This is a genomic window from Pseudomonas sp. IPO3778 (assembly GCF_013386825.1).
Lineage (GTDB): Bacteria > Pseudomonadota > Gammaproteobacteria > Pseudomonadales > Pseudomonadaceae > Aquipseudomonas.
In genome coordinates this window covers 114,599-140,746 of the sequence record NZ_JACARC010000037.1, presented here as the reverse complement: position 1 = coordinate 140,746, position 26,148 = coordinate 114,599, and the positions used below count along the sequence as shown (strand labels likewise).

The 26,148-nt window shown below is 61.1% G+C and carries 20 protein-coding genes; 5 read left to right on the top strand and 15 right to left on the bottom strand.

Annotation, left to right across the window (positions count from 1 at the left end; all coding sequences use genetic code 11):
• Nucleotides 1–216: 216 nt before the first annotated feature.
• Nucleotides 217–567, bottom strand: a complete 351-nt coding sequence (locus HX855_RS18985; RefSeq protein ID WP_177088190.1) for a hypothetical protein — start codon at nt 565–567, stop codon at nt 217–219.
• A gap of 127 nt (nt 568–694) precedes the next feature.
• The gene (locus HX855_RS18980) at nt 695–2,383 is read right to left on the bottom strand and encodes a dermonecrotic toxin domain-containing protein (protein ID WP_177088187.1); all 1,689 of its coding nucleotides are present in this window, start codon (nt 2,381–2,383) and stop codon (nt 695–697) included.
• Between the two features lie 500 nt (nt 2,384–2,883).
• Between HX855_RS18980 and HX855_RS18975 the strand changes: the two genes are divergently transcribed.
• Nucleotides 2,884–7,743: an NAD-glutamate dehydrogenase gene (locus tag HX855_RS18975; protein ID WP_177088185.1), complete on the top strand. Its 4,860-nt coding sequence runs from the start codon at nt 2,884–2,886 to the stop codon at nt 7,741–7,743.
• A 223-nt stretch (nt 7,744–7,966) separates the two neighbouring features.
• On the opposite strand, the gene HX855_RS18970 is transcribed toward HX855_RS18975, so the two are convergent.
• From HX855_RS18970 to HX855_RS18960, 3 genes are all read right to left on the bottom strand, one after another.
• A complete protein-coding gene (locus tag HX855_RS18970) occupies nt 7,967–8,665 on the bottom strand; it encodes a GntR family transcriptional regulator (RefSeq protein WP_177088184.1) in 699 nt (232 codons plus the stop codon).
• Nucleotides 8,666–8,682: 17 nt separating this feature from the next.
• Nucleotides 8,683–9,387: a FadR/GntR family transcriptional regulator gene (locus HX855_RS18965; protein WP_177088181.1), complete on the bottom strand. Its 705-nt coding sequence runs from the start codon at nt 9,385–9,387 to the stop codon at nt 8,683–8,685.
• Between the two features lie 158 nt (nt 9,388–9,545).
• Nucleotides 9,546–10,871 (bottom strand): C4-dicarboxylate transporter DctA, encoded by a 1,326-nt coding sequence (locus HX855_RS18960; protein ID WP_177088519.1) that lies wholly within the window; start codon nt 10,869–10,871, stop codon nt 9,546–9,548.
• Between the two features lie 217 nt (nt 10,872–11,088).
• Between HX855_RS18960 and HX855_RS18955 the strand changes: the two genes are divergently transcribed.
• The gene (locus HX855_RS18955; protein ID WP_177088179.1) at nt 11,089–11,718 is read left to right on the top strand and encodes a DNA-3-methyladenine glycosylase I; all 630 of its coding nucleotides are present in this window, start codon (nt 11,089–11,091) and stop codon (nt 11,716–11,718) included.
• A 134-nt stretch (nt 11,719–11,852) separates the two neighbouring features.
• Here the strand turns inward: HX855_RS18955 and HX855_RS18950 are convergent, their stop codons facing one another.
• From HX855_RS18950 to HX855_RS18910, 9 genes are all read right to left on the bottom strand, one after another.
• Nucleotides 11,853–12,254 carry a cupin domain-containing protein gene (locus HX855_RS18950; RefSeq protein WP_177088177.1) on the bottom strand — a complete coding sequence of 134 codons (402 nt, stop codon included), beginning with the start codon at nt 12,252–12,254 and terminating at the stop codon, nt 11,853–11,855.
• A gap of 84 nt (nt 12,255–12,338) precedes the next feature.
• Complete coding sequence (locus HX855_RS18945) at nt 12,339–13,772, bottom strand: PLP-dependent aminotransferase family protein (protein WP_177088175.1); 1,434 nt, start codon at nt 13,770–13,772, stop codon at nt 12,339–12,341.
• 59 nt (nt 13,773–13,831) lie between these two features.
• A complete protein-coding gene (locus HX855_RS18940) occupies nt 13,832–14,599 on the bottom strand; it encodes an SDR family oxidoreductase (RefSeq protein WP_177088173.1) in 768 nt (255 codons plus the stop codon).
• A 19-nt stretch (nt 14,600–14,618) separates the two neighbouring features.
• Nucleotides 14,619–15,686: a phosphotransferase family protein gene (locus HX855_RS18935; RefSeq protein WP_177088171.1), complete on the bottom strand. Its 1,068-nt coding sequence runs from the start codon at nt 15,684–15,686 to the stop codon at nt 14,619–14,621.
• 130 nt (nt 15,687–15,816) lie between these two features.
• Nucleotides 15,817–17,670, bottom strand: coding sequence for a pilus assembly protein TadG-related protein (locus HX855_RS18930; RefSeq protein WP_177088169.1), 1,854 nt, complete (start codon nt 17,668–17,670; stop codon nt 15,817–15,819).
• 90 nt (nt 17,671–17,760) lie between these two features.
• Nucleotides 17,761–18,711 (bottom strand): 2-hydroxyacid dehydrogenase, encoded by a 951-nt coding sequence (locus HX855_RS18925; RefSeq protein WP_177088168.1) that lies wholly within the window; start codon nt 18,709–18,711, stop codon nt 17,761–17,763.
• A gap of 132 nt (nt 18,712–18,843) precedes the next feature.
• Nucleotides 18,844–19,380 carry a cysteine hydrolase family protein gene (locus HX855_RS18920; RefSeq protein ID WP_177088166.1) on the bottom strand — a complete coding sequence of 179 codons (537 nt, stop codon included), beginning with the start codon at nt 19,378–19,380 and terminating at the stop codon, nt 18,844–18,846.
• A gap of 217 nt (nt 19,381–19,597) precedes the next feature.
• Nucleotides 19,598–20,194 carry a TetR/AcrR family transcriptional regulator gene (locus HX855_RS18915; RefSeq protein ID WP_177088164.1) on the bottom strand — a complete coding sequence of 199 codons (597 nt, stop codon included), beginning with the start codon at nt 20,192–20,194 and terminating at the stop codon, nt 19,598–19,600.
• A 52-nt stretch (nt 20,195–20,246) separates the two neighbouring features.
• Nucleotides 20,247–20,630: a tautomerase family protein gene (locus HX855_RS18910; RefSeq protein WP_003210790.1), complete on the bottom strand. Its 384-nt coding sequence runs from the start codon at nt 20,628–20,630 to the stop codon at nt 20,247–20,249.
• A gap of 252 nt (nt 20,631–20,882) precedes the next feature.
• Here HX855_RS18910 and HX855_RS18905 point away from each other — a divergent pair, with 252 nt between their 5' ends.
• From HX855_RS18905 to HX855_RS18895, 3 genes are all read left to right on the top strand, one after another.
• On the top strand, nt 20,883–22,160 hold the full coding sequence (locus HX855_RS18905; RefSeq protein ID WP_177088162.1) for a serine/threonine transporter: 1,278 nt from the start codon (nt 20,883–20,885) through the stop codon (nt 22,158–22,160).
• A 168-nt stretch (nt 22,161–22,328) separates the two neighbouring features.
• Complete coding sequence (locus HX855_RS18900; protein WP_177088160.1) at nt 22,329–22,946, top strand: ParB-like protein; 618 nt, start codon at nt 22,329–22,331, stop codon at nt 22,944–22,946.
• Nucleotides 22,936–24,570 carry a SulP family inorganic anion transporter gene (locus tag HX855_RS18895; protein ID WP_177088158.1) on the top strand — a complete coding sequence of 545 codons (1,635 nt, stop codon included), beginning with the start codon at nt 22,936–22,938 and terminating at the stop codon, nt 24,568–24,570. The genes HX855_RS18900 and HX855_RS18895 overlap by 11 nt, the downstream gene beginning before the upstream one ends.
• 20 nt (nt 24,571–24,590) lie before the next feature.
• On the opposite strand, the gene HX855_RS18890 is transcribed toward HX855_RS18895, so the two are convergent.
• The gene (locus HX855_RS18890; RefSeq protein ID WP_256353049.1) at nt 24,591–26,126 is read right to left on the bottom strand and encodes an FAD-dependent oxidoreductase; all 1,536 of its coding nucleotides are present in this window, start codon (nt 26,124–26,126) and stop codon (nt 24,591–24,593) included.
• Nucleotides 26,127–26,148 lie beyond the last annotated feature (22 nt).

The following is a 26,148-nucleotide window of genomic DNA, read 5'->3' as shown; positions in this document are numbered from 1 at the left end:
GGTATTTTTTGGGAAATAGGGGAAATGTCTGAGGTTTTTTCCGATAGGCGCCTGCCTTTGTGGCCTTTGTGGCGAGGGAGCTTGCTCCCGCAGGGTTGCGCAGCAGCCCCAACAAGGCTGCCGAGTTTTTCCGGGCAGGGCGCAGTCGGCTGGATTGGGGCCGCTTCGCAGCCCAGCGGGAGCAAGCTCCCTCGCCACATTGAGCGGTTTTGATTTCTAGGTGCGGATAAAAGTCCCGGTGCCCCTGAGAATGTTCTGCAAGGTTTCTTCCACTTCGGCCAGATCCGACTCGGCCGTACCGTGGGTAATTTCCAGATGATCGCTGCCGCCCAACGCATCGGCGTCCGCCGCGCCAATTTCTACCAGCAAGGTCGTGGCACTCAGGGTGATCTTCAGCCCCTCCAGGGTCGACGGCTCGTAATCCCAGGTGATTTCCACCTCGTCCTCATCGGGATAACGGGTAAGCATGAACATCTCGCCCTGGTTGCCGTGGCAGCAGAGCATGGCCATGTTGTCTTCTTCGTCATCGCACGGGTTGACGATCAGGTGGGCGGTGGTCAGTTGCATGGGCGATCCTCGGAAAGCAGCACTCTAGGGCGGCAAAAAAGGGGATTTTGCCATTGTCCTGGGGTTTGTGCTGTCTTTAACGCAGGAGGAACGCCCACGCTTCACGGTCCGGTGTGGCTCCGGTTCGTCAATTCTTAAAAATCAGCGGTTGTAGAAACGTCTTGAACGGCTGGGTGACCGGTTCTAGCGCTTTACCGAAGCCGCTGGTCAACACCGGCGTAGCCGCATTCCACAAGCCAAACGTGATTCGGTCTGCGCCACCGGGGCGGTCCTGAACCTTGTCATCGATGCCGATTCCCAGTTTTACGAGACCTGTTGCTGTGGACAGGGCGGACATCAGGACACCTACGGGTGGGAACGCCATGCCCAAGGGGGCTAGAAAAAGAAGCGCATAGCTCAGAACGTTTGTTGCCTTTAGAACGGTTTTTTTTGTGATGTCGGTGTTAAGGACGAACTGTTGGCTGGTACTGGCTTTGACGGCGGTTTCAACACGCTGCTGAACTGCCTTAAAGGGGTCGCCTTCAATTTTTTCTCCGTCAAACAAGCCACCCTCTTTCCAATACCCCTGCTCTTTATAGTGTTCATTCGTGCCCTGGTTGGCCATTCGCTTCTGCAGCACGTCTATCCGGGCATCCATTCCGGCGTAAAAATAACTGGAAGGTTGGTCGCGCGGTAGAAAGTGTGTTTTGAATTCTTCAGCCTTGGCTTTGTCCGTCAACTGATTACCGAGCCATTCGTTCATGGATTCGGGAGAGTCGAATGTATGAATGGGGGAAGAGTTTCCCGGGATGTATAAAAGTGTTTTTTGGGTAGTGGTGTCGCGGGTATAAAAAATGTCGGTGGATTTGAAACCGTTAAACGTCAGGAATTTTGTTTCCAGTCCAGGGTCGGGTATGTACGGCTTTTTAAGCGTCTGAGCATCAACATCCATATAAGTCTGGTTGGAAGGGATACCCGACAAACGCATGGCTATCTTTCGCCCTTCTTCATCCAGCGACTGTTCATGGTGTTGTGTGTGCGCAGCCTTCAGATAAGAAATTTTACCGAGCAGCGAGTATGAACTGCGGGTGTCGTTATGCGCCCAATAGTGATTCAGGTATTCGTCGTAAGGTTTTTTGTATGCATGATTCCAGACCATTTTCTGGAATTCCTTAGGGGGGATTGGCGTTTGATTAGCGGCGCTATAGGTGTTGGGTTCGCTGGGTGACGGCTCGGTATAAATGGCCTGATGGTGTGCCGAGAAGACGCCGACGTCCGGCAGCGGGAAGGTGCCATCAGGGCCTGGCTTTTGCGAGTGTTGAGACGTCGGAAGGATTTCGATGGGGTTGTCGCCCAGCGACGGGTTACCTCTTTGTGGCATGCGTGAAGGGAGCGGTGTGCCTTGCGAGTTGAGTCGTGCTGCGTCGGCCAGCGATATTTTTTGCAGGATAACGCCTTTGTATGGCCGTTTCGTACGGTCATAAGCGATGGTCACCAGAAAGGTTTTTTCAGGATCGACATCAACGCCCCATTGTTTTTTTACTTGTGCTTTTACATGGACGGCAGTGTGTTCGCTGGGTGTCTTCATCGGGCGATAGTTGTCGGCCGCCAAGCTGTCGACCCAATTGTTTCTGGGCAATGGCGCCGTGAAATATTCAGGCGTGGCGCCTTCAGGAGACAGCGTTTTTTGACCGCTGCTATCGATTTTGGGGATGGCATCCCAATTAATAGTTACGGGGTAATTATTGGTCTCATCATTATTTTGGGGTTGCACGGTATTGGTGGCGGGCACCCAGGATTGAGCTTCATGGCGGGGGAGCGCAGGGAGAGTATTCATGTTGTATGTTTTCTCGATTAAATAGTCGCCATCCTTGAAATGATTTGTGTCTGTCCAGATCAGGAAAAAGTAACGGGAACGTTAAGTCTTACTGACCGCACTTTTTAAGTGGTGAGCGCACAACAAGTGGCTCCATGAGCAATATCTATTGGCCGTACAGATACAGTCTATCGGCGTCCCAGGTGTCTTTCAGAGTGGGCCCGGCAGCCTTGATGAGTGCTACCGGCTGTTGACCGAATATGTCGCCGTGCAGAAAGCACGTGTCTTCCTACACTCGTTAAGCTGCACAGTGGATGCGCCTCTGCCAGGATTCTGACCTGCCCGTCGTTCCGTCGCCTGCACCCGCGGCGCATCTGATGTGACCTGATCGTCTTGTCCAGCTTCACCCACCTGTCACTCTGAATTCGTTACTGTAGACCGCGAACAGAGCTGACGGTCTCCCCGCAAGGGGATAACACGCGACGCTTCCATCAATAACAAGCCCAAGCGGAGTACCACAGATGGCGTTCTTCACCGCAGCCAGCAAAGCCGACTTCCAGCACCAACTGCAAGCGGCACTGGCGCAGCACATCAGTGAACAGGCACTGCCACAAGTGGCGCTGTTCGCTGAACAATTCTTCGGCATCATTTCCCTGGATGAACTGACCCAGCGTCGCTTGTCCGACCTGGCCGGTTGCACCCTGTCTGCCTGGCGCCTGCTTGAGCGCTTTGATCACACCCAACCGCAAGTGCGGGTCTACAACCCCGATTACGAACGTCATGGCTGGCAATCGACCCACACCGCGGTCGAAGTGCTGCACCACGACCTGCCTTTCCTGGTGGACTCGGTGCGTACCGAGCTGAACCGCCGTGGCTACAGCATCCACACCTTGCAAACCACCGTGCTCAGCGCGCGTCGTGGCAAGAAAGGCGAGTTGCTGGAAATCCTGCCCAAAGGCACCCAGGGCGAAGACGTTCAGCAAGAATCCCTGATGTACCTGGAAATCGACCGCTGCGCCAACGCCGCCGAGCTGAATGTCCTGAGCAAGGAACTTGAGCAGGTACTGGGCGAAGTGCGCGTGGCCGTTGCCGATTTCGAACCGATGAAGGCCAAGGTCCAGGAACTGCTGGCCGGTATCGACGCCAGCTCCTACGTGATCGACGGCGAAGAGAAAGCCGAGATCAAGAGCTTCCTGGAATGGCTGGTGGGCAACCACTTCACCTTCCTCGGCTATGAAGAGTTCGTGGTACGTGACGAGGCGGACGGCGGTCATATCGAATATGACGCCAACTCGTTCCTCGGTCTGACCAAACTGCTGCGCCCAGGCCTCACCGCCGACGACCTGCGCATCGAAGACTACGCCGTGAACTACCTGCGTGAACCGGCCGTGCTCTCGTTCGCCAAGGCCGCTCACCCAAGCCGTGTGCACCGCCCGGCGTACCCGGACTACGTGTCGATCCGCCAGATTGATGCCGACGGCAAGGTCACCAAGGAATGCCGCTTCATGGGCCTCTACACCTCTTCGGTGTACGGCGAAAGCGTGCGGGTGATCCCGTATATCCGCCGCAAGGTGGCGGAAATCGAACGTCGCTCGGGCTTCCAGGCCAAGGCGCATTTGGGCAAGGAGCTGGCCCAGGTGGTCGAGGTGCTGCCCCGTGATGACCTGTTCCAGACCCCGGTGGACGAACTGTTCAGCACCGTGATGTCGATCGTGCAGATCCAGGAGCGCAACAAGATCCGCGTGTTCCTGCGCAAAGACCCGTACGGTCGTTTCTGCTACTGCCTGGCCTATGTGCCGCGTGACATCTATTCCACCGAAGTGCGCCAGAAGATCCAGCAAGTGCTGATGGATCGCCTGAAAGCCTCGGACTGCGAATTCTGGACCTTCTTCTCCGAGTCCGTACTGGCTCGCGTCCAACTGATTCTGCGGGTAGACCCGAAGAACCGCCTGGACATCGACCCGCTGCAACTGGAAAAAGAAGTGGTGCAGGCCTGCCGCAGCTGGCAGGACGACTACTCCAGCCTGGTGGTGGAAAGCTTCGGCGAAGCCCAGGGCACCAACGTGCTGGCGGACTTCCCCAAAGGCTTCCCGGCCGGCTACCGCGAGCGTTTCGCCGCGCATTCGGCCGTGGTCGACATGCAGCACTTGCTCAGCCTCACCGAAGCCAACCCGCTGGTGATGAGTTTCTATCAGCCCCTGGGCCAGGTCTCCGGCCAGCGCGAGCTGCATTGCAAGCTGTACCACGCCGACACCCCGCTGGCGTTGTCCGACGTGCTGCCGATCCTGGAAAACCTTGGCCTGCGTGTACTGGGTGAATTCCCGTACCGCCTGCGTCACGCCAATGGCCGCGAGTTCTGGATTCACGATTTTGCGTTCACCGCCGCCGAAGGCCTGAACCTCGACATCCAGCAGCTCAACGACACCCTGCAGGACGCGTTTGTGCACATCGTCAACGGCGATGCCGAGAACGATGCGTTCAACCGCCTGGTGCTGACCGCCGGCCTGCCATGGCGCGATGTAGCGCTGCTGCGGGCCTATGCCCGCTACCTCAAGCAAATTCGCCTGGGCTTCGACCTGGGTTACATCGCCAGCACCCTGAACAACCACACCGACATCGCCCGCGAGTTGACCCGGTTGTTCAAGACCCGTTTCTACCTGGCGCGCAAGCTCACCGCCGAAGACCTGGAAGACAAGCAGCAGCGCCTGGAACAGGCCATTCTGACGGCCCTGGACGACGTTCAGGTGCTCAACGAAGACCGCATCCTGCGTCGCTACCTGGACCTGATCAAGGCCACGCTGCGTACCAACTTCTACCAGGCGGATGCCAACGGTCAGAACAAGTCGTACTTCAGCTTCAAGTTCAACCCGCACGCCATTCCTGAATTGCCCAAGCCGGTGCCGAAGTTTGAAATCTTCGTCTACTCGCCACGGGTTGAAGGCGTGCACCTGCGCTTTGGTAACGTCGCGCGCGGCGGCCTGCGCTGGTCCGACCGTGAAGAAGACTTCCGTACCGAAGTGCTGGGCCTGGTAAAAGCCCAGCAAGTGAAGAACTCGGTCATCGTGCCGGTGGGCGCCAAGGGCGGTTTCCTGCCCCGTCGCCTGCCATTGGGCGGCGGTCGGGACGAGATCGCGGCCGAGGGTATCGCCTGCTACCGCATCTTCATTTCCGGCCTGCTGGACATCACCGACAACCTGAAAGACGGCGCCCTGGTGCCACCGTTGAACGTGGTACGCCACGACAACGATGACCCGTACCTGGTGGTGGCCGCGGACAAAGGCACTGCGACCTTCTCCGACATCGCCAACGGCATCGCCATCGACTACGGCTTCTGGCTGGGTGATGCGTTCGCGTCCGGTGGTTCTGCCGGCTACGACCACAAGAAAATGGGCATCACCGCCAAGGGCGCGTGGGTGGGCGTGCAGCGTCACTTCCGTGAGCGCGGCATCAACGTCCAGCAAGACAGCATCACCGTGGTGGGCGTGGGCGACATGGCCGGCGACGTGTTCGGCAACGGCCTGTTGATGTCCGACAAGCTGCAACTGGTCGCGGCCTTCAACCACCTGCACATCTTCATCGATCCAAACCCGACCCCGGCCAACAGCTTCGCTGAACGTCAGCGCCTGTTCGACCTGCCGCGTTCGTCCTGGACCGACTACGACACCAGCATCATGTCCGAAGGCGGCGGTATCTTCTCGCGCAGCGCGAAGAGCATTGCCATCTCGCCACAGATGAAAGAACGCTTCGACATCCAGGCCGACAAGCTGACCCCGACCGAACTGCTGAATGCCTTGCTCAAGGCGCCGGTGGACCTGTTGTGGAACGGCGGTATCGGTACGTACGTCAAGGCCAGCACCGAAAGCCATGCCGATGTGGGCGACAAGGCCAACGACGCCCTGCGCGTCAATGGCAACGAGCTGCGCTGCAAGGTGGTGGGCGAGGGCGGTAACCTCGGCATGACCCAATTGGGTCGTGTGGAATTCGGCCTCAACGGCGGCGGTTCCAACACCGACTTCATCGACAACGCCGGTGGTGTGGACTGCTCCGACCACGAAGTGAACATCAAGATCCTGCTCAACGAAGTGGTGCAGGCCGGCGACATGACCGACAAGCAACGCAACCAGTTGCTGGCGAGCATGACCGACGAAGTCGGCAGCCTGGTGTTGGGCAACAACTACAAGCAAACCCAGGCCCTGTCCCTGGCCGCCCGCAAAGCGTTTGAGCGTGCAGCCGAGTACAAGCGCCTGATGAGCGACCTGGAAGGCCGTGGCAAGCTGGACCGCGCCATCGAGTACCTGCCTTCGGAAGACCAGCTCACTGAGCGCGCTGCCACCGGTAAGGGCCTGACCCGTCCGGAGCTGTCGGTACTGATCTCCTACAGCAAGATCGACCTCAAGGAAGCGCTGCTCAAATCCCTGGTGCCGGACGACGACTACCTGACCCGTGACATGGAGACCGCGTTCCCGCCGAGCCTGGTGGCGAAGTTCTCCGAAGCCATGCGTCGCCATCGTCTGAAGCGCGAGATCGTCAGCACCCAGATCGCCAACGACCTGGTCAACCACATGGGCATCACCTTTGTTCAGCGGTTGAAAGAGTCCACGGGCATGAGCCCGGCGAACGTGGCCGGCGCGTATGTGATTGTGCGTGACATCTTCCACCTCCCGCACTGGTTCCGTCAGATCGAAGCCCTGGACCACCAGGTGTCGGCTGACGTGCAACTGGAGTTGATGGACGAACTGATGCGCCTGGGTCGTCGTGCCACACGCTGGTTCCTGCGCAGCCGTCGCAACGAACAGGACGCCGGGCGTGATGTTGCGCACTTTGGTCCGCACCTTGCTGCGTTGGGCCTCAAGCTCGACGAACTGCTGGAAGGCCCGACCCGCGAAGGCTGGCAGAACCGTTACCAGGCTTACGTCGAGGCCGGTGTGCCGGAGTTGTTGGCGCGCATGGTTGCAGGCACTACGCACCTGTACACCCTGTTGCCGATCATCGAAGCTGCCGACGTGACAGGCCAAAGTGCGGCTGACGTTGCGAAGGCTTACTTCGCCGTCGGCAGCGCCCTGGACTTGCCGTGGTACCTGCAGCAAATCAGCAGCCTGCCGGTGGGCAACAACTGGCAGGCCCAGGCCCGCGAGGCCTTCCGCGACGACGTGGACTGGCAGCAACGGGCGATCACCATTTCCGTACTGCAGATGGCCGACGCGCCAGAAGACATGGAAGCCCGCGTGGCCCTGTGGCTTGAGCAGCACCAGGACATGGCTGAACGCTGGCGCGCCATGATGGTTGAGATTCGTGCTGCGGTCGGCACGGACTACGCCATGTACGCGGTGGCCAACCGTGAGTTGCTGGACCTGGCGTTGAGCGGTCAGTCGGCGCTGTAACTGGCGTGATTGAGCGGTAAAACAAAAAGCCCGGTATCGAAAGATGCCGGGCTTTTTTGTGCACATTGATTGGGTGGTGGGTTAGCCCTGTGGCGAGGGGGCTTGTCCCCCGTTGGGCTGCACAGCAGCCCCAATCCAGGCACCCCATTTATTCAGGAAAAATGCATTTGCGGTTTTAGGGCCGCTGCGCAGCCCAACGGGGGACAAGCCCCCTCGCCACAAGTTAGCGGTGCTCCCGGTTGCTGCGAAGTAACTTGGCTTCCAGGTGATCCAGATGGCGGGTCATCAAGGTGGCGGCTGCCCCGGCATCGCCTTGCTCCACCGCCTCCACAATCGCCATGTGCTCCTGCCACGCGCAATACGTGCAGGCCTTGGCCTCAAACTGCGCAATCACCAACGACGTCAACGGCACCAGGCTGTTGAGAAACTGTGCCAGCGGGGCGTTACCCGCAATCGCCGCCAGTTGCAGGTGAAACTCCCCGGAAAGCCGAATCGCCGGGCCGCGTTCGTCGCGCTCGATGCAGTCACGTTCCCGAACGATCAGCTCTCGCAGCTGGCGGATCTGCGCCGGTTTCGCGTGAGCACATGCCAGTTGCACCACGGTGATTTCCGTCAGGCGTCGGGCCTCAAGAATGTGTCGGGTTTGCTGGGCGTCCGGCGCCGCCACCTGGGCCCGATGGTTGGGCCGCAGGATGATCACTTGCTGGTGGGAGAGCCGCGCCAGCACCCGGCGAATCACGCTGCGGCTGACGCCAAAGGTCTGCCCCAGGCTTTCTTCGGTAAAGCGGCTGGCGGGGGCAATGCGCTGTTCGAGAATGGCGTCGAACAGGGCCGGGTAGATGTCGTCCACCGAGAGTTTCGGCTTGCCCACCAGGCGCAACGGCGTCAGTGGGAAAGCGGTGTGCAAGGCGCGGGCAGTCATGGCCGTTCTCCAGAAAGTCAGCTACCCAGATGGTCGTCCGGGATGTTCAGGCGAATGCCCATGCGCAGGCCTTCCTGCAGGATGTGCCGGCGCATTTCGGCGCTGGCCAGGGCGCTGTTCTTGTTGCGGATGGCGCGCACTACGGCGTCGTTTTCCTGCAGGCGTTCCGCCAGGTGTTCGGGGGAATTGCGCAACACCTGGGCGCTTTGCTTGAGGGCGTTGCTGGTCTGTTGCACCACGTTCTGGAAGATCGGGTTGGAGGTCAGGGCGAACAGTTCTTCGTGGAACGCGATGTAGGCGTTCATCCCGGCTTCGCTGTCGCCGGCGTCGAGGGCTTCGCGCATGTCCATCAGTGTCAGGCGCAGTTGCCCGACTTCCTTGCTGCTGATGGATTGCGCCACCAGGCCGACGATAAACGGCTCGAGGGTGTAGCGCAGTTGCAGGATGTCTTCAAGGCTGGCCTCGGCCACGCCGCTGTCCTGGGCCTGGGATTCGTTGAGGGTGGTTTCCAGCACCACCACGCCCTTGCCGGGCATGGAGCGCACCAGGCCGAGGGTTTCGAGCACGATCACCGCTTCACGCAGGCTCGGGCGGCTGATGCCCATTTGCTCGGCCAGTTCACGCTGGCCGGGCAACATCTCGCCGCGCCGCCACTGACCCCTCGCCAGGGCGGCGCGCAGTTTTTCTACCACTGAATTGACGACGGTTGAGGTGCTGATCACGTCTACGTCTCCTTGAAGTTGCAAATACGGTAGTGAATCCGGCGAAGATCTATTGTGGGAGCTGGCTTGCCTGCGATGGCGATGTGTCAGCCAACCCATCATCTATTGATACACCGCCATCGCAGGCAAGCCAGCTCCCACATTGGATGTGTGTTGTCTTAGAACTCCTGGTGGGCGGGCAGCACCGGTTTCTTGGCCTGGAAGGCATACCCGTGTTGCCCGTCCAGTACCTTGTTGGCCCGCTGGATATCAATGTCTTTTTCCCAACGGGCGATGGCCACGGTGGCCACGCAGTTGCCGATCAGGTTGGTCAGCGCCCGGCCAATCCCCATGAACCAATCCACCGCCAACACCAGCACCAGGCCCACCACCGGAATCGCCGGGATCGCAGTGAGGGTCGCTGCCAGGATCACCAGCGCCGACCCCGGAATCCCGTGGGCGCCCTTGGAGGTGATCAGCGACACCAGCAGGATCGTCAGCAGGTCGGTCATCGACAGCGGCGTGCCGGTGGCGTTGGCGATAAATACGATGGCCAGGGTCAGGTAGATGGAGAAACCGTCGAGGTTGAACGAATACCCGGTGGGAATCACCAGGCCCACCGTCGAGCTGCCAATGCCCAGGTGCTCCAGTTTACGCATGATCTGTGGCAACACCGCATCGGAGGACGCGGTGCCCATCACGATCAACAGTTCTTCGCGCAGGTACTTGAGCAGCGGCAGCATTCGCAGCCCCGACAGGCGCATCACCAGGCCGAGGATCACCGCCACGAACAGGAAGCAGGTGAGGTAGAATAGGCCCACCAGGCTGCCCAGGTGTTGCAGGGAGTCCAGGCCGTAGGTGCTGGTGGTGAAGGCAATGGCGCCGAACACGCCGATGGGCGCCAGGCGCACGATCATGCCCATGATGCGGAAGATCACGTGGCTCAGCTCGTTGATCAGCCGCGAGATGCCGGAGGCGGCTTCGCCCACCAGGTTCAAGGCGCTGCCGAACAACACGGAGAACAACAGCACTTGCAGCACGTTGTTGTCGGCGAAGGCACCGATCACTGAGTTGGGGATCAGGTCCATCAGGAATTGGCTGGTGCCCTTGATGTGCTGGCCTTTGTCGGCCAGTTCATTCAAACCGGCGGAGGAGAGCTGTTCCAGGTGGATATTGGCGCCAGTGCCGATCCCGGTGCTGAAAGCCATGATCAAGCCAATCACCAGGGCCACGGTGGTCAATGCTTCAAAGTAGATCACCGACTTGAGGCCGATGCGCCCGACTTTCTTCAAGTCGCCGGCGCCGGAAATACCGCTGACCACCACGCAGAACACGATCAGGCCAATCAGCATTTTGATCAGCTTGATAAAGCCGTCACCCAGGGGTTTGAGTTGGGAGGAGAATTCGGGGAGGGCCAGGCCGCAGATTATGCCAATGATCAGGCCAATCACGACTTGCAGGAAAATCGAACGCGAGCACCATCTGAGCATGGGAGGGATCTCTATTCGGTGCCCTGGTGGGTCCAGGGCTTAATTGTTGTGGTCTGACCGGTATGTCCAGTGCAGGGCCAGTCTACGCTCGGTTTTTTTCAAGTCGCAAGTAAATATTACAGAGATGACCGGTCCCGGTCTGACCAGTGGGTTCGCAAGGTCGGTGCTTGAGCGGTTGGCGGCCCGGAATTTTTTTCGCTTATCATCCCCGGCTTGGTCCACAGGGTGAGTTATGGATATTCCAGGATTGATCACTGACGCGGCGGGCGTCACGAGCTGTATATGGCGCACGGCCGCGCCGGAGTACCCCCATTACCACGACCACGAATGGGGCGTGCCGGTGGCCGATGACATCGCGTTGTACGAGAAGATCTGCCTGGAAGGCTTTCAGGCCGGCATGGCGTGGATCACCATCCTGCGCAAGCGCGAGGCGTTTCGGCGGGCGTTCGAGGGGTTTGATTTTCGCCGGGTGGCGCAGTACACCGAGCAGGACATCGAGCGACTGATGGCCGACCCGGGCATCGTGCGCAATCGCGCCAAGATCGTCTCCACCATCAACAACGCCAGGCGCGCCTGTGAGCGGGTGGACGAAACCGGCTCGCTGGCGGCGTGGCTGTGGTCATTTGAACCGGCCGACGATGAACGTCCGGCGCGGGTCGACCTGGCGTACTGGACGGCCAACCCCACGTCAGCCGCGTCAACACGTTTGTCCAAGGCCCTGAAGAAACGTGGCTGGAGCTACGTGGGCCCGACCACGATGTATGCGTTCATGCAGGCGATGGGCATGGTCAACGACCACCTTGAAGGGTGCGTCTGCCGGCCTCGAATCGAACACCTGCGCCGCCACTTCAAACGACCCTGAGCCACTGACTGTGCGCGGTTAAAACTGTGGGAGCTGGCTTGCCTGCGATGGCGGTGGATCAGCAAACACAACGGTGTCTGATACACCGCCATCGCAGGCAAGCCAGCTCCCACAGGAGGGTGCGGTGGCGCGGGTTAGTGGGGCAGCGGCGTGAGCACCTCGGCCTTGTCGTCCATCACCATCACCACCAGCAGTTTCGCCGGTTGGGTCTGGCTGGCATTGCTGGATTCGAAGTGCCGCGAGCCGGCGGGCTCATAGAACGATTGACCGACCTTGTAGGTGATCGCCTTCTCGTCGTTGACCCGCGAGGTGATTTCACCTTCCAGCACATAGGCCACGGCCGTGCCGGTGTGGCTGTGGGGCACGGTGGCCTGGCCCGGGGCGTAATCCACGGTGAGCATGATGGTTTTCTTGCCGGGAACGTTGGTCAGGGCGTGCTCCTGCAGGACGTTGATTTTTTCCTGGTTGTACACCGGGTCGTGGGCAAAGGCGCTGATTGAGGCCAGCAGCAGGGTGGTGCCGAGCAGTACTTTCATGGCGATGCTTCCGCGTGATTCGAGACCCTTTCACCTTAGGCTCAGGCCTGCCATTGACCAATAGCCAATCCGGCGGAAAATCCCTCAGCCAATCTGCAACAGGATGTCCCGCACCACGTCCAGCGCCGGGTCAATGTCCAGGGTTTCGATGGCGCCAAACCCGATCTTCAGGCCGTCGCGTAACGGTGCGTCCTGGTAAAACACGCTCAGGGGGTAGATCCCGACGTCAGCTTCGCGAGCGAGTTGGATCAGCAACGGGATGTTCACCGGCACCTTGCACAGCGCCGCCAGGTGGAACCCGGCTACGGTTGGCACCACGTCGAACCAGGGCGACAGGTCCCCCGCCAGGCGTTGCAGAATCCGCTCGCGCCGCCCCGCATACACCCCATGACAACGGCGAATGTGCTTGAGCAGGTAGCCTTCGCTGATGAACTTGGCCAAGGCCCATTGCGGCAGGGTGGAGCTGTGTTGGTCGGTCAGTTGCTTGGCCTTGAGCACCGCGCCATAAATCGCCGGTGGCAGTACGGTGTAGCCCAGGCGCAGCTCCGGCAGCAGGGTTTTCGAGAAGGTCCCGACGTAGGCCACCACGCCGCGGGTGTCCATGCTTTGCAGGGAGTCGGTGGGGCGGCCCTCGTAACGGAATTCGCTGTCGTAGTCGTCCTCGATCACGATGGCGCCCAACGCCAGCGCGCGCGCCAGCAAGGCCGTACGGCGCGGCACGCTCATGGGCATGCCGAGGGGGAATTGGTGGGACGGTGTCACGTAGATCAGCCGCGTACCGTCGGGGATCAATTCGACCTGCAGGCCGTGTTCGTCCACCGGCACGCCCACCACGGTGGCCCCCATGGCGTCGAACATCAGTCGGGCGGGGGTGTATCCGGGGTCTTCCATGGCGACGAGGGTGCCGGGTTCCAGCACCACACGGGCGATCAAATCCAGCGCCTGCTGGGCGCCGTTGGTGACCACAATGTCATTCTCGCTGCACCGGACCCCGCGGGAAAACGCGATATGCCCGGCGATTGCAGTACGCAAGGCCGGCAAGCCTTCCGGCCGGCCGTAGAAACCGCTGTCGTGGGAGATACGGCGCAAGGCGTCGAGGGTGCAGCGTCGCCATTCATCCTGGGGGAACTGGCTGCGGGCGGTGGCACCGCCGATGAAATCCCGGCTGGGGCGGGCTGCGCGGCTCTGGTGGCCCATGGGGGAGGGAAGGGCCTGCCACTTTGCCAGGTTGGCGGCGCAGGCGAGGTCGGCGGCGCTTTGCAGGTGTTCGCGGCGTGTGGCCCAGGCGTTGACGAACGTGCCGCGCCCGATCTCGCCGGTCAACAGGCCTTCGTAGGTCAGCGTCGCATAGGTGTCTGAGACCGTCTTGCGTGACACCCCCAGTTGCAGGGCCAGCAGGCGGCTGGGGGGCAATTGCGCCCCGGCCACCAGCTGTCCCGACTCAATGGCCGTGCGCAGTTGCTGGTAAAGCTGTTCGGCCAGGTCCTTGCGGCCCTTGATAACGACGTGCAGTTCCATGGTTCATCCAGAGGCAAGCAATCACCCGCAAGATTACCGCAAGTCACCCGCCGGCCGTATCAGGACAGGAAACCACCGTCCACATTCAGCGATACACCGGTGGTGTAGCTGGACGCATCACTGGCCAGGTACAGCACCGCGCCGGCCATTTCGCTCGGGTCGGCCACGCGCTTGAGGGGGATCTGGGCCAGGGCCATTTTCAGGATCGAGTCGTTTTTTACCAGCGCCGAGGCAAACTTGGTGTCGGTCAGGCCCGGCAGCAGGGCGTTGCAGCGAATGCCGAACGGCGCGCATTCCTTGGCGAAGACCTTGGTCATGTTGATCACGGCGGCCTTGGTCACCGAGTAGATGCCCTGGAACACGCCCGGCGAAATCCCGTTGATCGACGCCACGTTGATGATGCTGCCGCCACCGTTCTCGCGCATCAGTTTGCCGGCTTCCACCGACATGAAGAAATAGCCGCGGATGTTCACGTCGACGGTCTTCTGGAAGGCGCCCAGGTCGGTGTCCAGCACGTTGCAGAACTGCGGGTTGGTGGCCGCGTTGTTGACCAGGATATCCACGCGGCCGAACTGTTCGCGGATCGCGGCAAACACCTGGGTGATCTGCTCCATCTCCCCGATATGGCAGGCCATCGCGGTGGCCTTGCCGCCGTCGGCGATGATTGCGTCGGCCACGTGCTGGCAGCCCTCGATCTTGCGGCTCGACACGATCACATGGGCGCCTTGTTGGGCCAGCAACTTGGCAATGGCCTCACCGATACCGCGGCTGGCGCCGGAAACGAAAGCGATCTTGCCGTCGAGGTCGAACAGTTGAGTCTTGGACATGGTTTTTCCTTGAAGAGGGTCAGAGGGAAGACTGTTTGATGACATTCAGGCTCATTTGCTCCAGCAGCTTGTTCATGTGGATGAACTGCGCAAAGCGTTTGTCCTGGGTCTGGCCATGGAAGAAGCGGTAGTAGATCTGCTGCACGATGCCGGCCAGGCGGAACAGGCCGTAGGTGTAGTAGAAGTCGAAATTGTCGATCTGGATCCCGGAGCGTTCGGCGTAGTAGTCGACGAACTGGCGACGGGTGACCATGCCCGGGGCGTTGCTCGGCTGGCGGCGCATCAGTTGTACCGGCGCCGGGTCGGCCGCTTCGATCCAGTAGGCGAGGGTGTTGCCCAAATCCATCAACGGATCGCCCAGGGTGGTCAGTTCCCAGTCCAGCACGCCGATGATCTGCATCGGGTTATGGGGGTCGAGGATCACGTTGTCGAAGCGGTAGTCGTTGTGGACGATGCTCGAAGTCGGGTGGTCGGCCGGCATCTTGTCGTTGAGCCAGGCCCGTACGGCCTCCCAGCTTGGCGCGTCGGGGGTCAGGGCTTTTTCGTAGCGGTCACTCCAGCCGCGAATCTGCCGTTCCACGTAGCCCTCCGGCTTGCCCAGGTCGGCCAGGCCGCAGGCGGTGTAGTCCACCTGGTGCAACTCGACGAACTTGTCGATAAAGCTTTTGCACAAGGCTTCGGTTTTTGACGCATCCAGGCCCAGTTCCGGTGGCAGGTCGGAGCGCAGGATAATGCCGTTGACGCGCTCCATCACGTAGAACTCGGCGCCGATCACCGACTCGTCGGTGCAGTGCACGTAGGCCTTGGGGCAATACGGGAAACCGTCCTTGAGCTGGTTGAGAATCCGGTATTCGCGGCCCATGTCATGGGCGGACTTGGCTTTGTGCCCAAACGGCGGGCGGCGCAGCACGAATTCCTGGCCGGGGTATTCCAGCAGGTACGTCAGGTTGGAGGCGCCTCCCGGGAACTGGCTGATGTTGACGCTACCGCTCAAGCCCGGAATATGGGCCTTGAGGTAGGGATCGATGAGGCTGGCATCAAGTTCTTCGCCGGGGCGAATCTGGGTCGATTGGTCATTAAGCGCCATGCTTATCCCTTCTGCTTATTCTTAAGGCCTTGGACTATTGGCTAATCTAATGCGCGCGGCCGTCCAGCCACAAGGTTGGGGCGGCTTAATAGGTTAGCGTGTTGGCCGATGATCAGCGGGCCTGATGTGCTCAGATCACCAGAATTGCACGCCCGCTGGGGTTGCAGGACAGGTTGGCACCGATCTCGACTTTTGCCAGGTCCACCCCCAGTCCGGCGAGTAGGTTGTTGACCAGCGGGTCGAGGAGTGGGCTGAGCAGACCGGAGATCGTGGTGCTGACGAGGTTGAGCACGGTCGTTAACAGCCCCACGACCAGGCTCAGCACCAACCCCAGAAGCCCGCCTTTAGTCGGGGGGTGGTTGATCAGCTGGATACCGTTGAGGGTATTGCTCAGGCTGCCCACGACGTTGTTGGAACTGAAACTGAAGTAATCCGGCGGGCTTGCGACTTCAGGTGGCGACAGGTAGGTATGGTTTCGGGTGGTCTTGGCCACGCTGCTGTCGATCTTCAGGCTGATACCGCCGACGGCATACGGTTCCCGGTCACACACACCCTTGCTGCAGGTTTTTTCGCCCAGGTCCAGCAGCGCAAATTCGTTGACCTTCAGTGGTTCAGTGGAGGAAAACAGGTTCTTCGGATCGATCTGGCCCACCATCAACCGCACGGCAGAGGTGGTGCCCACAACGGACAACGATTTGTCCGCCGCGCTCGTACAGCTGTAGCCGGTGACGCTGCTGCTGCCGCTGGCAGCCTCCAGGGCAACATCAATTTGCGAGCCGATGGCCGGGTCCAGGAATCCGCCCAACAAGCCACCCACCAGCCCTGTTATGACGCTGATAATTCCGTTCAGTCCGTCGATTACCGGCAGTTTGACGGAGATCAACGTCCTGACTTGCGCGGTCCTGACGTAAATCGGCTGGGTGGCGATCAGCTTCGGGTTGCCAATGGCGGAGACCTGCGCCGGTTCAATCACCTTGGTCTTGACCGTGATGTTCAGCAGTCCCAGCACATCCACCGGCAGCTCCACCGCCACGGCGTTGTACTTGTTCGACAGTTGCACAAACCCCTGAATCAGATTGAACAGTTGCAGGTTGACGTCCAGGGCGCTCTTGTCGGTGCCGTTCTGGATGGTCAGCAGGTCGCCCAGGTGCAGGATCTTCGTGCCGGGGGCAATCAGCTTGATTGCCTCCAGGTTATTGATCACCACCTTGACCGCATCGCCCCCCAGCTTGAGTACATCAATCGCGGCCTGGATCAAATCGCCGACGCTGGCGTCGGTCTTGAGCAGTTCGTCGTAGTTGCCGGCGTTGACCTTCAGCTGAATCGCCAATGCGTCCAGGTAACTGAGCAGGCTGATATCGGTATCGATCAAACCCTTCCAGCCCACTGCATCGAGCTGCAACTTGCCCCCCAGCAGTCCGCCGATCAGCGCATTGAGTGCTGCGGATTTGGTGCTGTCCACGGTCAATAGCGTGCTGCGGATGGTCAGCACGGCCACCGGTGGCGCGGGCACTGCGGCCACGGCCACGGCGCGCAATTGGATCGTCGGGTCGAACGCTCCCGGGGAGAACAACATGAAGAGGGCGTTGGCAATGCTGGTGGCCACGCGATGAGTGGCGATCACCTGAATCGCATCGGCCTTGGAGGGGTTGGGGCTGAAGGCACGCATGAAGTCAGCCCCGGTCACCAGGGTGCCGCAGGCGGTGCTGAGGGTACGGTTGTTGTCGATCGGGAAGTCATTGCGGGCCGCGCTTTGTATGGCGAATTGTGCGGCGTTGGTATTCGGCGTGATGCAAGCGCCGCCGCGAGTCACCACCTCGAGCGCTGCGGTGTCGGCCACGCGTTGCAGCTTGCGCTTTTCCAGGTACAGCCGGCCGCTGTCGACCACCAGCAACAGGAACAACAGCGCAATCCCAAGGGTCATCGCGCCCATCAGTCCTATCGCGCCGCGTTGGCGCTCCGGGCCGGGTCCATGGCAAATCATCCTGCGTTCCTTCGCCGGTCCAGCACCGGCGCCCTGAGCATCCCCGACAGCAGTGTAGTCAGGTTTTGGATGATTGCTGGCTAATGGCTACTATTTTCGGGGTGGCAGGGCCACCGGGGTCAGCACGGGCCGGCCGGCAAAGTATTCCAGCAAGTTGTCCGCCACACGCTGCACAGTGTCATGGGCCGCCTCCGGTGACAGCCCGGCGACATGGGGCGTGAGCACGGTATTGCTGAGGTGCTTGAAGGCGTCGGGCACCTGGGGTTCGTCGTCGAACACATCCAGCGCCGCACCCCCGATGCGCCGCTGCTCGAGGGCGTTAATCAGGTCGGCCGTGACCACCACGCTGCCGCGGCCGATGTTGACCAGGAACCCGTTGGGCCCGAGGGCGTCCAGGGCCTGGCGGTCGATCAAGTGCCGGGTGGTGGCACCGCCCGGCGTGGCCAGGATCAGGAAGTCCGAGGCCCGTGCCAGTTCCACCGCGGTGGCGCAGTAGGTGTAGTCCACGTCGTCGCGGGGCTGGCGGTTGTGATAACTCACCTCCATGCCAAAACCCAGGGCTGCACGCTTGGCGATCTCCAGGCCTACGGCGCCCAACCCGAGAATGCCCAGCTGTTTGCCGGCCAGGGAAGGGCGCATCATCTTAGGCCATTCGCTGCGCCGTACTGCTGCGTCGGCCCGGGGAATATCACGCACCAGCGACAGCAACAGGGCCATGGCGTGGTCGGCCACCGACGGCGCATTCACGCCGGCGCCATTGGTCACCACAATGCCCCGATTGCTGGCGGCTTGCAGGTCCACGTGTTCATAACCGGCGCCGATCACGCAGATGATCTCCAGCACCGGCAGCGCGGCGATTTCCTCGGCGTACAGGCCCAGCGGGCCGCGGGTCAGCACCGCCTGAATCTGCCCGCCGTGGGCCTTGATCGCCTTGGCGCGTTCGGCCGGAGTGGGCGCGAGGATCACGTGAAAGCCATTGCCTTCGATAATCGGCAGGTAGTCGTTGATGGTTTCAACCAGGACCAGAACGGTGACGGGCATGCGAGGGCTCTTCCTGAAGGGTTTGATGGCTTCAGTATGCGACATTTTGTGAGAATGAATCCCTTGCGTGTAGAAGAAAATACCGACGTCCGCCGGGCATTGGTGCTCCGGCGGGCGCTTCAGAGTGTGACGTTAAAAGCAGATATCTGCCGCCGTCACACGCTTCACAAATGCCCCGGCCAAGGTCGCATTGTGATGTTCAATAATCGCCTTGGCCGACAGCGTCGCAGTGTCCATGCACGTATGGCCATCCTCCGGCAGCACCACTGAAAACCCCAGTTCGACGGCGACCCGGCAGGTGGTGTCGATGCAGTACTGGGTTTTCTTCCCGACGATCACCAGTTCATTCACCTGTGCGGCCCCTAAAAGCTGCCCCAGCGCCGTACCGAGAAAACAGCTGGGCCGGGTTTTATCGAACACCGTGTCGCGTGCTTCATCGACTTCCAGCGCCGGCCATAGCTGCCAGAGCGGGCTGCCTACCTCGATGGGGGAGCCTGCCGGACCGGTGTGGCGCGCCGCGAAAATCGGCACGCCAGCGTGTCGGGCGCGCTGGATCAACAGATTGATGGTGTCGAGTACGCGCTGGCGCTCGTAGGGCTTTTCGGGGCCGTCGTACAGGCCGGTCTGCATGTCGATGACCAGCAGGGCGAGGCGCTTGATGTCTGGCATGGTACTGCTCCTTGTCGTTGCCAGATGGGCGGAGCAATAAAAAGGCCCCGTCCATTGCTGGCGGGGCCTTGGGTAAACCGGGGCGGCTTAGTTTGCGCGCCACTCACAGCTACCACACGACCCGCCATAAGCGGTCGTGGTGGTGGTAAGGGTGAGGGCGAGCTGAATAAGGTCCATTGGTCGATCATGTGGGCGCTGGCGTTTGGCTGTCAACGTGTCAGCCGAGGTTTTTTTCCGGGATCAGAAGCTTTCTGGCCGCTTCCAGGAATTCGTCGGACAGGCTGTTGCCTTTGGTCGCACGGGCCAGGGTTATGGCACCGACCATCATCGCGTACTGGGCAATGGCGGCCTGTCGATCACCTTCGGGGGTGCCGGTGGCCTGGGTCGTGCCCAGGATTCCCATGGATTTTTCAAAGCCCTGGATAAAGCTCCGTTGCAACGCGCTGTCGGTGGCCTCGTGGCACATTTCCCCGGCAAAGGCTGCCACCGGGCAACTGTCGCCGGGGTTGTCACGATTGGTGGCCGACAGGTACGGATCGATCAACGCCAGGCGCGCGGTCTCGGGGTCAGGGCATTGCTCGACCTTGGCTTGCCAACGCAGGCTCGACTGTTCGAACGCCCGGTTGCAGGCTTCCGTGGCCAGCGCCTCGCGGGACTCGAAGTGCCCGTAGAAACCACCATGGGTGAGGCCGGCAGCCGCCATCACGTCCGACACGCTGATGCCGTGGATACCCCGCTCACGAAACAGCCGCGTGGCCGCCTCGACGATAATCTCGCGGTTGAGTTCGGCTTGTTTGCGGGACACGCGTGGCATCGAAGGCTCTCAGGGTCAGGTTGAGACGGGGGCAGGCGGCATCATAAAACGTTTAGCTGGCGTACTGCGCAATCCCGTTGCCGAACGACCAGTTTTCTTTCTTGACCTCCACCAGGCTGATAAACACATCTTCCAGGCGTACCGCCAGTTCTCGGTTCAGGCTTTCGGCGATGGTCTTGTACAGCAGCTTCTTCTGCTCGGTGCTGCGGCCTTCATTCAGGGTGATCTGGATGATCACCAGGTTGTCGGTACGCTGGATGCCCAGGTACTCGGGGTCATAGATGAAGTGGTGTTCATCGTGCTCGGTGAGGATCTGGAAGTTGTCATGCTCCGGCACGCCGATGGCCGTGTGCATGGCGTTGTAGATCAGCACGCCAACGCGTTTGGCGTAGGTGACGTCGGGGTTTTTTCTAAGGTCGATGCGTACGATGGGCATGGCGGGTATTCCAGTGGGAGGCGTGGATTTAAAATACATGACGATGGGAATTTATAAAATAGATTTCTTTTGAAATGTAAAAAACACCCTCCGCCCATCCCTTCCAATCGCCTGCACGGCAGCACCGCTCCTCAGCTAAGTCTTTGCTTATTCAAGCGAATCCCGGACAATCGCGCCCCTGTTTCGGTCGGGGCGCTGCCTGTCAGGTTTTTCTGACTCGTCCCGACTGAGTGACTGCGGAGATCCGAACGGATGAATGATCAGGCCAATAGCGTCGACGAACGCTACGCAACGACACCTGCAACCCTCACAAGCTGGAGCCGCCAGGACACCACCTGGATGCTCGGCCTGTTCGGTACGGCCATCGGCGCCGGCACCTTGTTCCTGCCGATCAACGCGGGCCTCGGCGGTTTCTGGCCGCTGGTGATTCTCGCGGCGCTGGCGTTCCCGATGACGTTTTTTGCCCACCGTGGCCTGACCCGGTTTGTGCTCTCGGGCCGTGAAGGCTCCGACATCACCGACGTGGTCGAAGAGCATTTCGGCCTCAAGGCCGGTGCGGCGATCACCTTGCTGTACTTCTTCGCGATCTTCCCGATCCTGCTGATCTACAGCGTGGCGCTGACCAACACCGTCGGCAGCTTCATGGAGCATCAACTGCACATCGCGCCGCCGCCCCGGGCGATTCTGTCGCTGGTGCTGATCCTCGGCCTGCTGGCCGTGGTGCGTTGCGGCGAGCAGGTGATCGTCAAGGCCATGAGCCTGATGGTGTATCCGTTTATCGTCGCCTTGCTGTTCCTCGCCGTGTACCTGGTGCCGCACTGGAACGGCGGCATCCTCAGCACCGCCAGCACCGTGCCGGCTCCTTCGGCGCTGCTGCACACCCTGTGGCTGGCGATTCCGGTGATGGTGTTCTCGTTCAACCACTCGCCGATCATCTCGGCCTTTGCGGTGGACCAGAAGCGCCAGTACGGCGAACACGCCGAGGAGCGCAGCTCGCAGATCCTGTCCCGGGCGCACCTCCTGATGGTGGTGATGGTGCTGTTCTTCGTGTTCAGCTGCGTGTTGACCCTGTCGCCGGCGCAATTGGCCGAAGCCAAGGCGCAGAACCTGTCGATCCTGTCGTACCTGGCCAACCACTTCAGCAACCCGACCATCGCATTTGCCGCGCCGCTGATCGCGTTTGTCGCGATTGCCAAGTCGTTCCTGGGCCACTACATCGGTGCCAGTGAAGGCCTCAAGGGGCTGGTGCTGAAAAGCGGCCGTCGCCCGGCAGCCAAGACCCTGGACCGCATGACGGCCGCGTTCATGCTGGTGGTGTGCTGGATCGTTGCCACCCTCAACCCGAGCATCCTGGGCATGATCGAAACCCTGGGCGGGCCGATCATTGCGTCAATCCTGTTCCTGATGCCGATGTACGCGATCCGCAAGGTACCGGCGATGGCCAAGTACCGTGGCCAGGCGTCCAACGTGTTTGTCACCGCCGTTGGCCTGGTGGCGATTACCGCGCTGGTTTATTCGCTGATGTCCTGATCCTCGGGTTACGCTGAAAAAGGCCGGCTCGCCACCACGGGAGTCGGCCTTTTTTTGTGCCTGCAACACGCCGGGGGCTGATAAGTATCAACGCCAGGCGGGCAATCGCGGCTAAGCTTGTCGCGGGTGTCTGACAGGGCACGTCGAATTCTTACCTGGAGGTTATTCATGGCTCGCGCCCGCCCGCAGTTGATCACCGGCAAGCTGGAAAAACTCCACCCCACCCAATTGACGGTCGGCCTCGCCGAAGTTGCGACCAAGCGCGAGGCCTGGAAAAAACTCAAGCGCAAAGAGCGCGCCGCCGCCCTCGACCAGCATTGGTTTCCTTGTGTGGTGGGGCCGGACGAACGTTACTACATCACCGACCATCATCACTTCGGCCTGGCGTTATTGCAGGAAGGGGTCAAGAGTGTGTCGTTGCTGGTGCTCAAGGATCTGTCGTTTGTGGAACGCACCACGTTCTGGAATGTAATGACCTTCAACCAATGGGTGCACCCTTACGACGCACGGGGCATTCGCCGCTCCTACGATGCGATTCCGCGACGGATTACTGATTTGCAGGACGATCCCTACCGCAGCCTCGCGGGCCTGCTGCGCACCGCCGGAGGGTATGCCAAGGACGCGACGCCCTTCAGCGAGTTTCTCTGGGCCGACTTTTTCCGCAGCCGGATCGGCAGCGACCTGATGAACGACCTCAGCCCCAAGTTGATGGGCAAGGCCATGACCCTGGCGCGCAGCCAGGAAGCCCGCTACCTGCCAGGGTGGGTCGGCCAGATTGACAACTGAAACCCGACAGAACCGCGTTCAGGATTTATTGGCCGGGCTGTCCATTGCCGGTTTGTTACTGCCCGAGGCCGTGGCCTATTCCAGCATCGCGGCGCTGCCGCCCCAGGCGGGCGTTATCGCCTTGTTCGCCGGGTTGCTGTGTTACGGCCTGTTTGGTACCAGCCGTTTTGCGATTGTCTCTGCCACGTCGTCCTCGGCAGCGGTACTGGCGGCCGCTACGTCGACCCTGGCGGGTGACGATCCGGCGCTGCGGCTAAGCCTGGCGATGGGCCTGGTACTGGTGACCGGGGCGTTTTTCCTGCTGGCCGGGCTGCTCAAACTGGGCGGCCTGACTTCGTTTATCGCCAAGCCGGTATTGCGTGGTTTTGCCTTTGGCCTGGCGTTGACCATCATCCTCAAGCAACTGGCCAGCGTGGTGGGCGTGCACCTGACCGACAACAACCTGATTCGCTTCCTGCCTCAGCTTCTGGAGCAACTGCCTCGCTGGAACTGGGCGGCTGCTGCCGTCGCGGGCGTCGCCTTGCTGCTGCTTTGGCTGTGTGCGCGGTTCAGGCGCCTGCCGGGCGGCTTGCTGGTAGTGGTGCTCGGGATTGCCGCCGGCCAGTGGCTGGATTTGCAGGCCCACGGCGTGGCGTTGATCGGCGTGATCGACCTGCGCCTGGAATTGACGCACCTGCCGGTGTTGCCATTTGCCGACTGGCTGCGCCTGGGAGAGTTGGCGTTTGCCATGGTGATGATTCTTTACGCCGAGTCCTACGGCTCCATCAGCTCATTCGCCCTCAAGCATGGCGACCGCGTGTCATCCAACCGCGACCTGCTGGCGCTGGGGGCGGCCAACCTGCTGTCCGGGCTGTTTCAGGGCATGCCCGCCGGTGCGGGTTATTCGGCCACGTCGGCCAATGAGGCGGCGGGCGCCAACTCCCGACTGGCGGGTGCCGTGGCCGCCGGGGTGGTGTTGCTGATCGTCCTGACCGTGCTGCCGTGGGTGGCGCTGACGCCGGAGCCGGTGCTTGCCGCCATCGTTATCTATGCCTTGGGCCGGGGCCTGAGCCTGCAACCTCTGGGGCGCTATTTCTCCTGGCGCCGCGACCGGTTGCTGGTGATCTGCGCGGTTGCTGCGGTGCTGGTACTTGGGGTGCTGGATGGCCTGTTGGTGGCGGTGGGGATCAGCGTGGTGTTGATGCTGCGGCAGATGTCGTCGGCGGACGTTCGTGAGCTGGGGCGTATTGATGGCGGGCACGACTTTGTCGACCTGCAACGTCACCCAGGCGCCGAGCAGATTCCGGGCGTGCTGATCGTGCGGCCCAGCGAGGCGTTGTTTTTCGCGAATGCCGAGCGGGTGCTGGGGGCGGTGTTGCACCTGATGCGGCGCGTGGCGTCGCCGGTGCACACGGTGGTGCTGAGCCTGGAAGAATCGCCGGACCTGGACGGTACCAGTGTCGAGGCGTTGCAGGCGTTTTTCGTGCAGGTGCAAGGGGAGGGCAAGTGCCTGGTGCTGGCCCGGGTGCGGCATGAAGCTCAGGACGTGTTGCAGACGCTGCCTGAGGCATGTGCGCCGCAGGTGCTGATCAGCGGGTTGAGTGTGGATGGCGCGGTGCAGTTGGCCTTGCAGCCAACTGCCTGAACGTTAAAGGTCGTGGACGCTTATAGCGTCTGCGCACTGAGTCCCACGTGGGCGAGGTAGTTGCTCAGCGTCGCAACGTCGTCATGCCTGACGATCGCACCGATGTAGCCATCCGGGCGTATCAGCACCCAGTCGCCGCGTGTGAGGTTGTAGGCTTCGTTGAACTGTCGTTGATCATCCACCAGGTCGCCACCCGGGCCGAAGCGATGGATATGCAGCCCGGGCGCCGGTTTCAGTGACTGGCGTTCCACCTCGTAGCCCAGCAGCGTCCAATGCGCGCCCTGGAACAGGGTGAACAGCCGGGATGAATGACCCGCGGCGTCCCGGACCCTTGCATCGGGCGCCCGGTCGCCGGCGACCACGCCGCCCTCACGTCCGGGACGTTGCAGCGCGAGCGTGGAGTGGGGGTAACCGATATCGAGTTGGTGCACCTCGCGGCCACGGCGCATGTCGCCGTTTTTCATCCCGTCCAGCAGCTTGGTCGACAGGCCGAGCATCGACGCAGCCACCGGGCGTCTCTCTTCCTCATAGGTGTCGAGCAATGCGTCGGGCGCACCGGCAATGACCGCTGCCAGCTTCCAGCCCAGGTTGTAGGCATCCTGCACGCTGGTATTGAGGCCCTGGCCCCCGGTTGGCGGGTGAATGTGCGCGGCGTCCCCGATGAGAAACACCTGCCCGACGCGATAGCGGTCGGCGAGCCGCGCATTCATCGTGTAGGCCGACGCCCAGGAGACGGACTGGATGTGAATGTCCTGCCGACCTGTGCGCTGCGCCACCATGGTCATGAGCCCTTCAGCACTGAGGTCAACGTCTGCGTCCAGTGGAATCGGCGCCTGTATCTGAAACAGCTCGGTCCCCGCCAATGGGCAGATTGCGATCTGCGTTGTCATGCACTCATTGCTGAACCGGTGCCAGCAGTCCCGTGACAGGCCGGTCATTGCAACGTCGGCCACGATGGCGCGAACGCCGAGGGTTTGCCCGGGAAATCCGATATCCAGCGTGCGCCGTACCACACTGCGGCCACCGTCTGCGCCAACGAGCCAACGCGCGTGAAGGGTGTGTTCGCCGTCATGGCTGGCCAGATGTGCGGTCACGCCCTGGCTGTCCTGATCGAAGCCCACCAGCTCGCAGCCAAACTCCGGGCGGTGCCCCAGTTCCAGCAGGCGGTCGCGCATCAGCCCTTCGGTCAGGAATTGCGCCAGCATCAAGGGCTGCTGATAGGGCTCCGCTGGCGTCGGCTCGGACTGCTCGACCACCTTGGCGTCTGTGTGGCTGCCGTCTGCGTTGTATCGCCGCTCGGGCGGGTAGACGTCGCCCGCGGCGATGATGCGGTCGAGAATGCCGAGGTCTTCAAAGATTTCCTGGGTCCGGGGTTGAATGCCCTTGCCCCGTGAGCCATGGAACGGCGAGGGCGCTTTCTCGATCAGCCGGAAGGACACCCTCCGTCGCGCCAGCTCGATTGCCAGGGTCAAACCGGCTGCACCCGCACCACAAATCAGAACGTCGACTGCGCATTGCTGTTTCATCTGGATCGCCTTTATATGTAATATGCACATATATTTGAGCAAGGAAAAATCC

Bases quoted from the DNA above. Each gene is read 5' to 3' on its own strand.
- HX855_RS18985 (WP_177088190.1), bottom strand. From the start codon at position 567: ATGCAACTGACCACCGCCCACCTGATCGTCAACCCGTGCGATGACGAA.
- HX855_RS18980 (WP_177088187.1), bottom strand. From the start codon at position 2,383: ATGAATACTCTCCCTGCGCTCCCCCGCCATGAAGCTCAATCCTGGGTG.
- HX855_RS18975 (WP_177088185.1), top strand. From the start codon at position 2,884: ATGGCGTTCTTCACCGCAGCCAGCAAAGCCGACTTCCAGCACCAACTG.
- HX855_RS18970 (WP_177088184.1), bottom strand. From the start codon at position 8,665: ATGACTGCCCGCGCCTTGCACACCGCTTTCCCACTGACGCCGTTGCGC.
- HX855_RS18955 (WP_177088179.1), top strand. From the start codon at position 11,089: ATGGATATTCCAGGATTGATCACTGACGCGGCGGGCGTCACGAGCTGT.
- HX855_RS18950 (WP_177088177.1), bottom strand. From the start codon at position 12,254: ATGAAAGTACTGCTCGGCACCACCCTGCTGCTGGCCTCAATCAGCGCC.
- HX855_RS18945 (WP_177088175.1), bottom strand. From the start codon at position 13,772: ATGGAACTGCACGTCGTTATCAAGGGCCGCAAGGACCTGGCCGAACAG.
- HX855_RS18940 (WP_177088173.1), bottom strand. From the start codon at position 14,599: ATGTCCAAGACTCAACTGTTCGACCTCGACGGCAAGATCGCTTTCGTT.
- HX855_RS18935 (WP_177088171.1), bottom strand. From the start codon at position 15,686: ATGGCGCTTAATGACCAATCGACCCAGATTCGCCCCGGCGAAGAACTT.
- HX855_RS18930 (WP_177088169.1), bottom strand. From the start codon at position 17,670: ATGATTTGCCATGGACCCGGCCCGGAGCGCCAACGCGGCGCGATAGGA.
- HX855_RS18925 (WP_177088168.1), bottom strand. From the start codon at position 18,711: ATGCCCGTCACCGTTCTGGTCCTGGTTGAAACCATCAACGACTACCTG.
- HX855_RS18920 (WP_177088166.1), bottom strand. From the start codon at position 19,380: ATGCCAGACATCAAGCGCCTCGCCCTGCTGGTCATCGACATGCAGACC.
- HX855_RS18915 (WP_177088164.1), bottom strand. From the start codon at position 20,194: ATGCCACGCGTGTCCCGCAAACAAGCCGAACTCAACCGCGAGATTATC.
- HX855_RS18910 (WP_003210790.1), bottom strand. From the start codon at position 20,630: ATGCCCATCGTACGCATCGACCTTAGAAAAAACCCCGACGTCACCTAC.
- HX855_RS18905 (WP_177088162.1), top strand. From the start codon at position 20,883: ATGAATGATCAGGCCAATAGCGTCGACGAACGCTACGCAACGACACCT.
- HX855_RS18900 (WP_177088160.1), top strand. From the start codon at position 22,329: ATGGCTCGCGCCCGCCCGCAGTTGATCACCGGCAAGCTGGAAAAACTC.
- HX855_RS18890 (WP_256353049.1), bottom strand. From the start codon at position 26,126: ATGTGCATATTACATATAAAGGCGATCCAGATGAAACAGCAATGCGCA.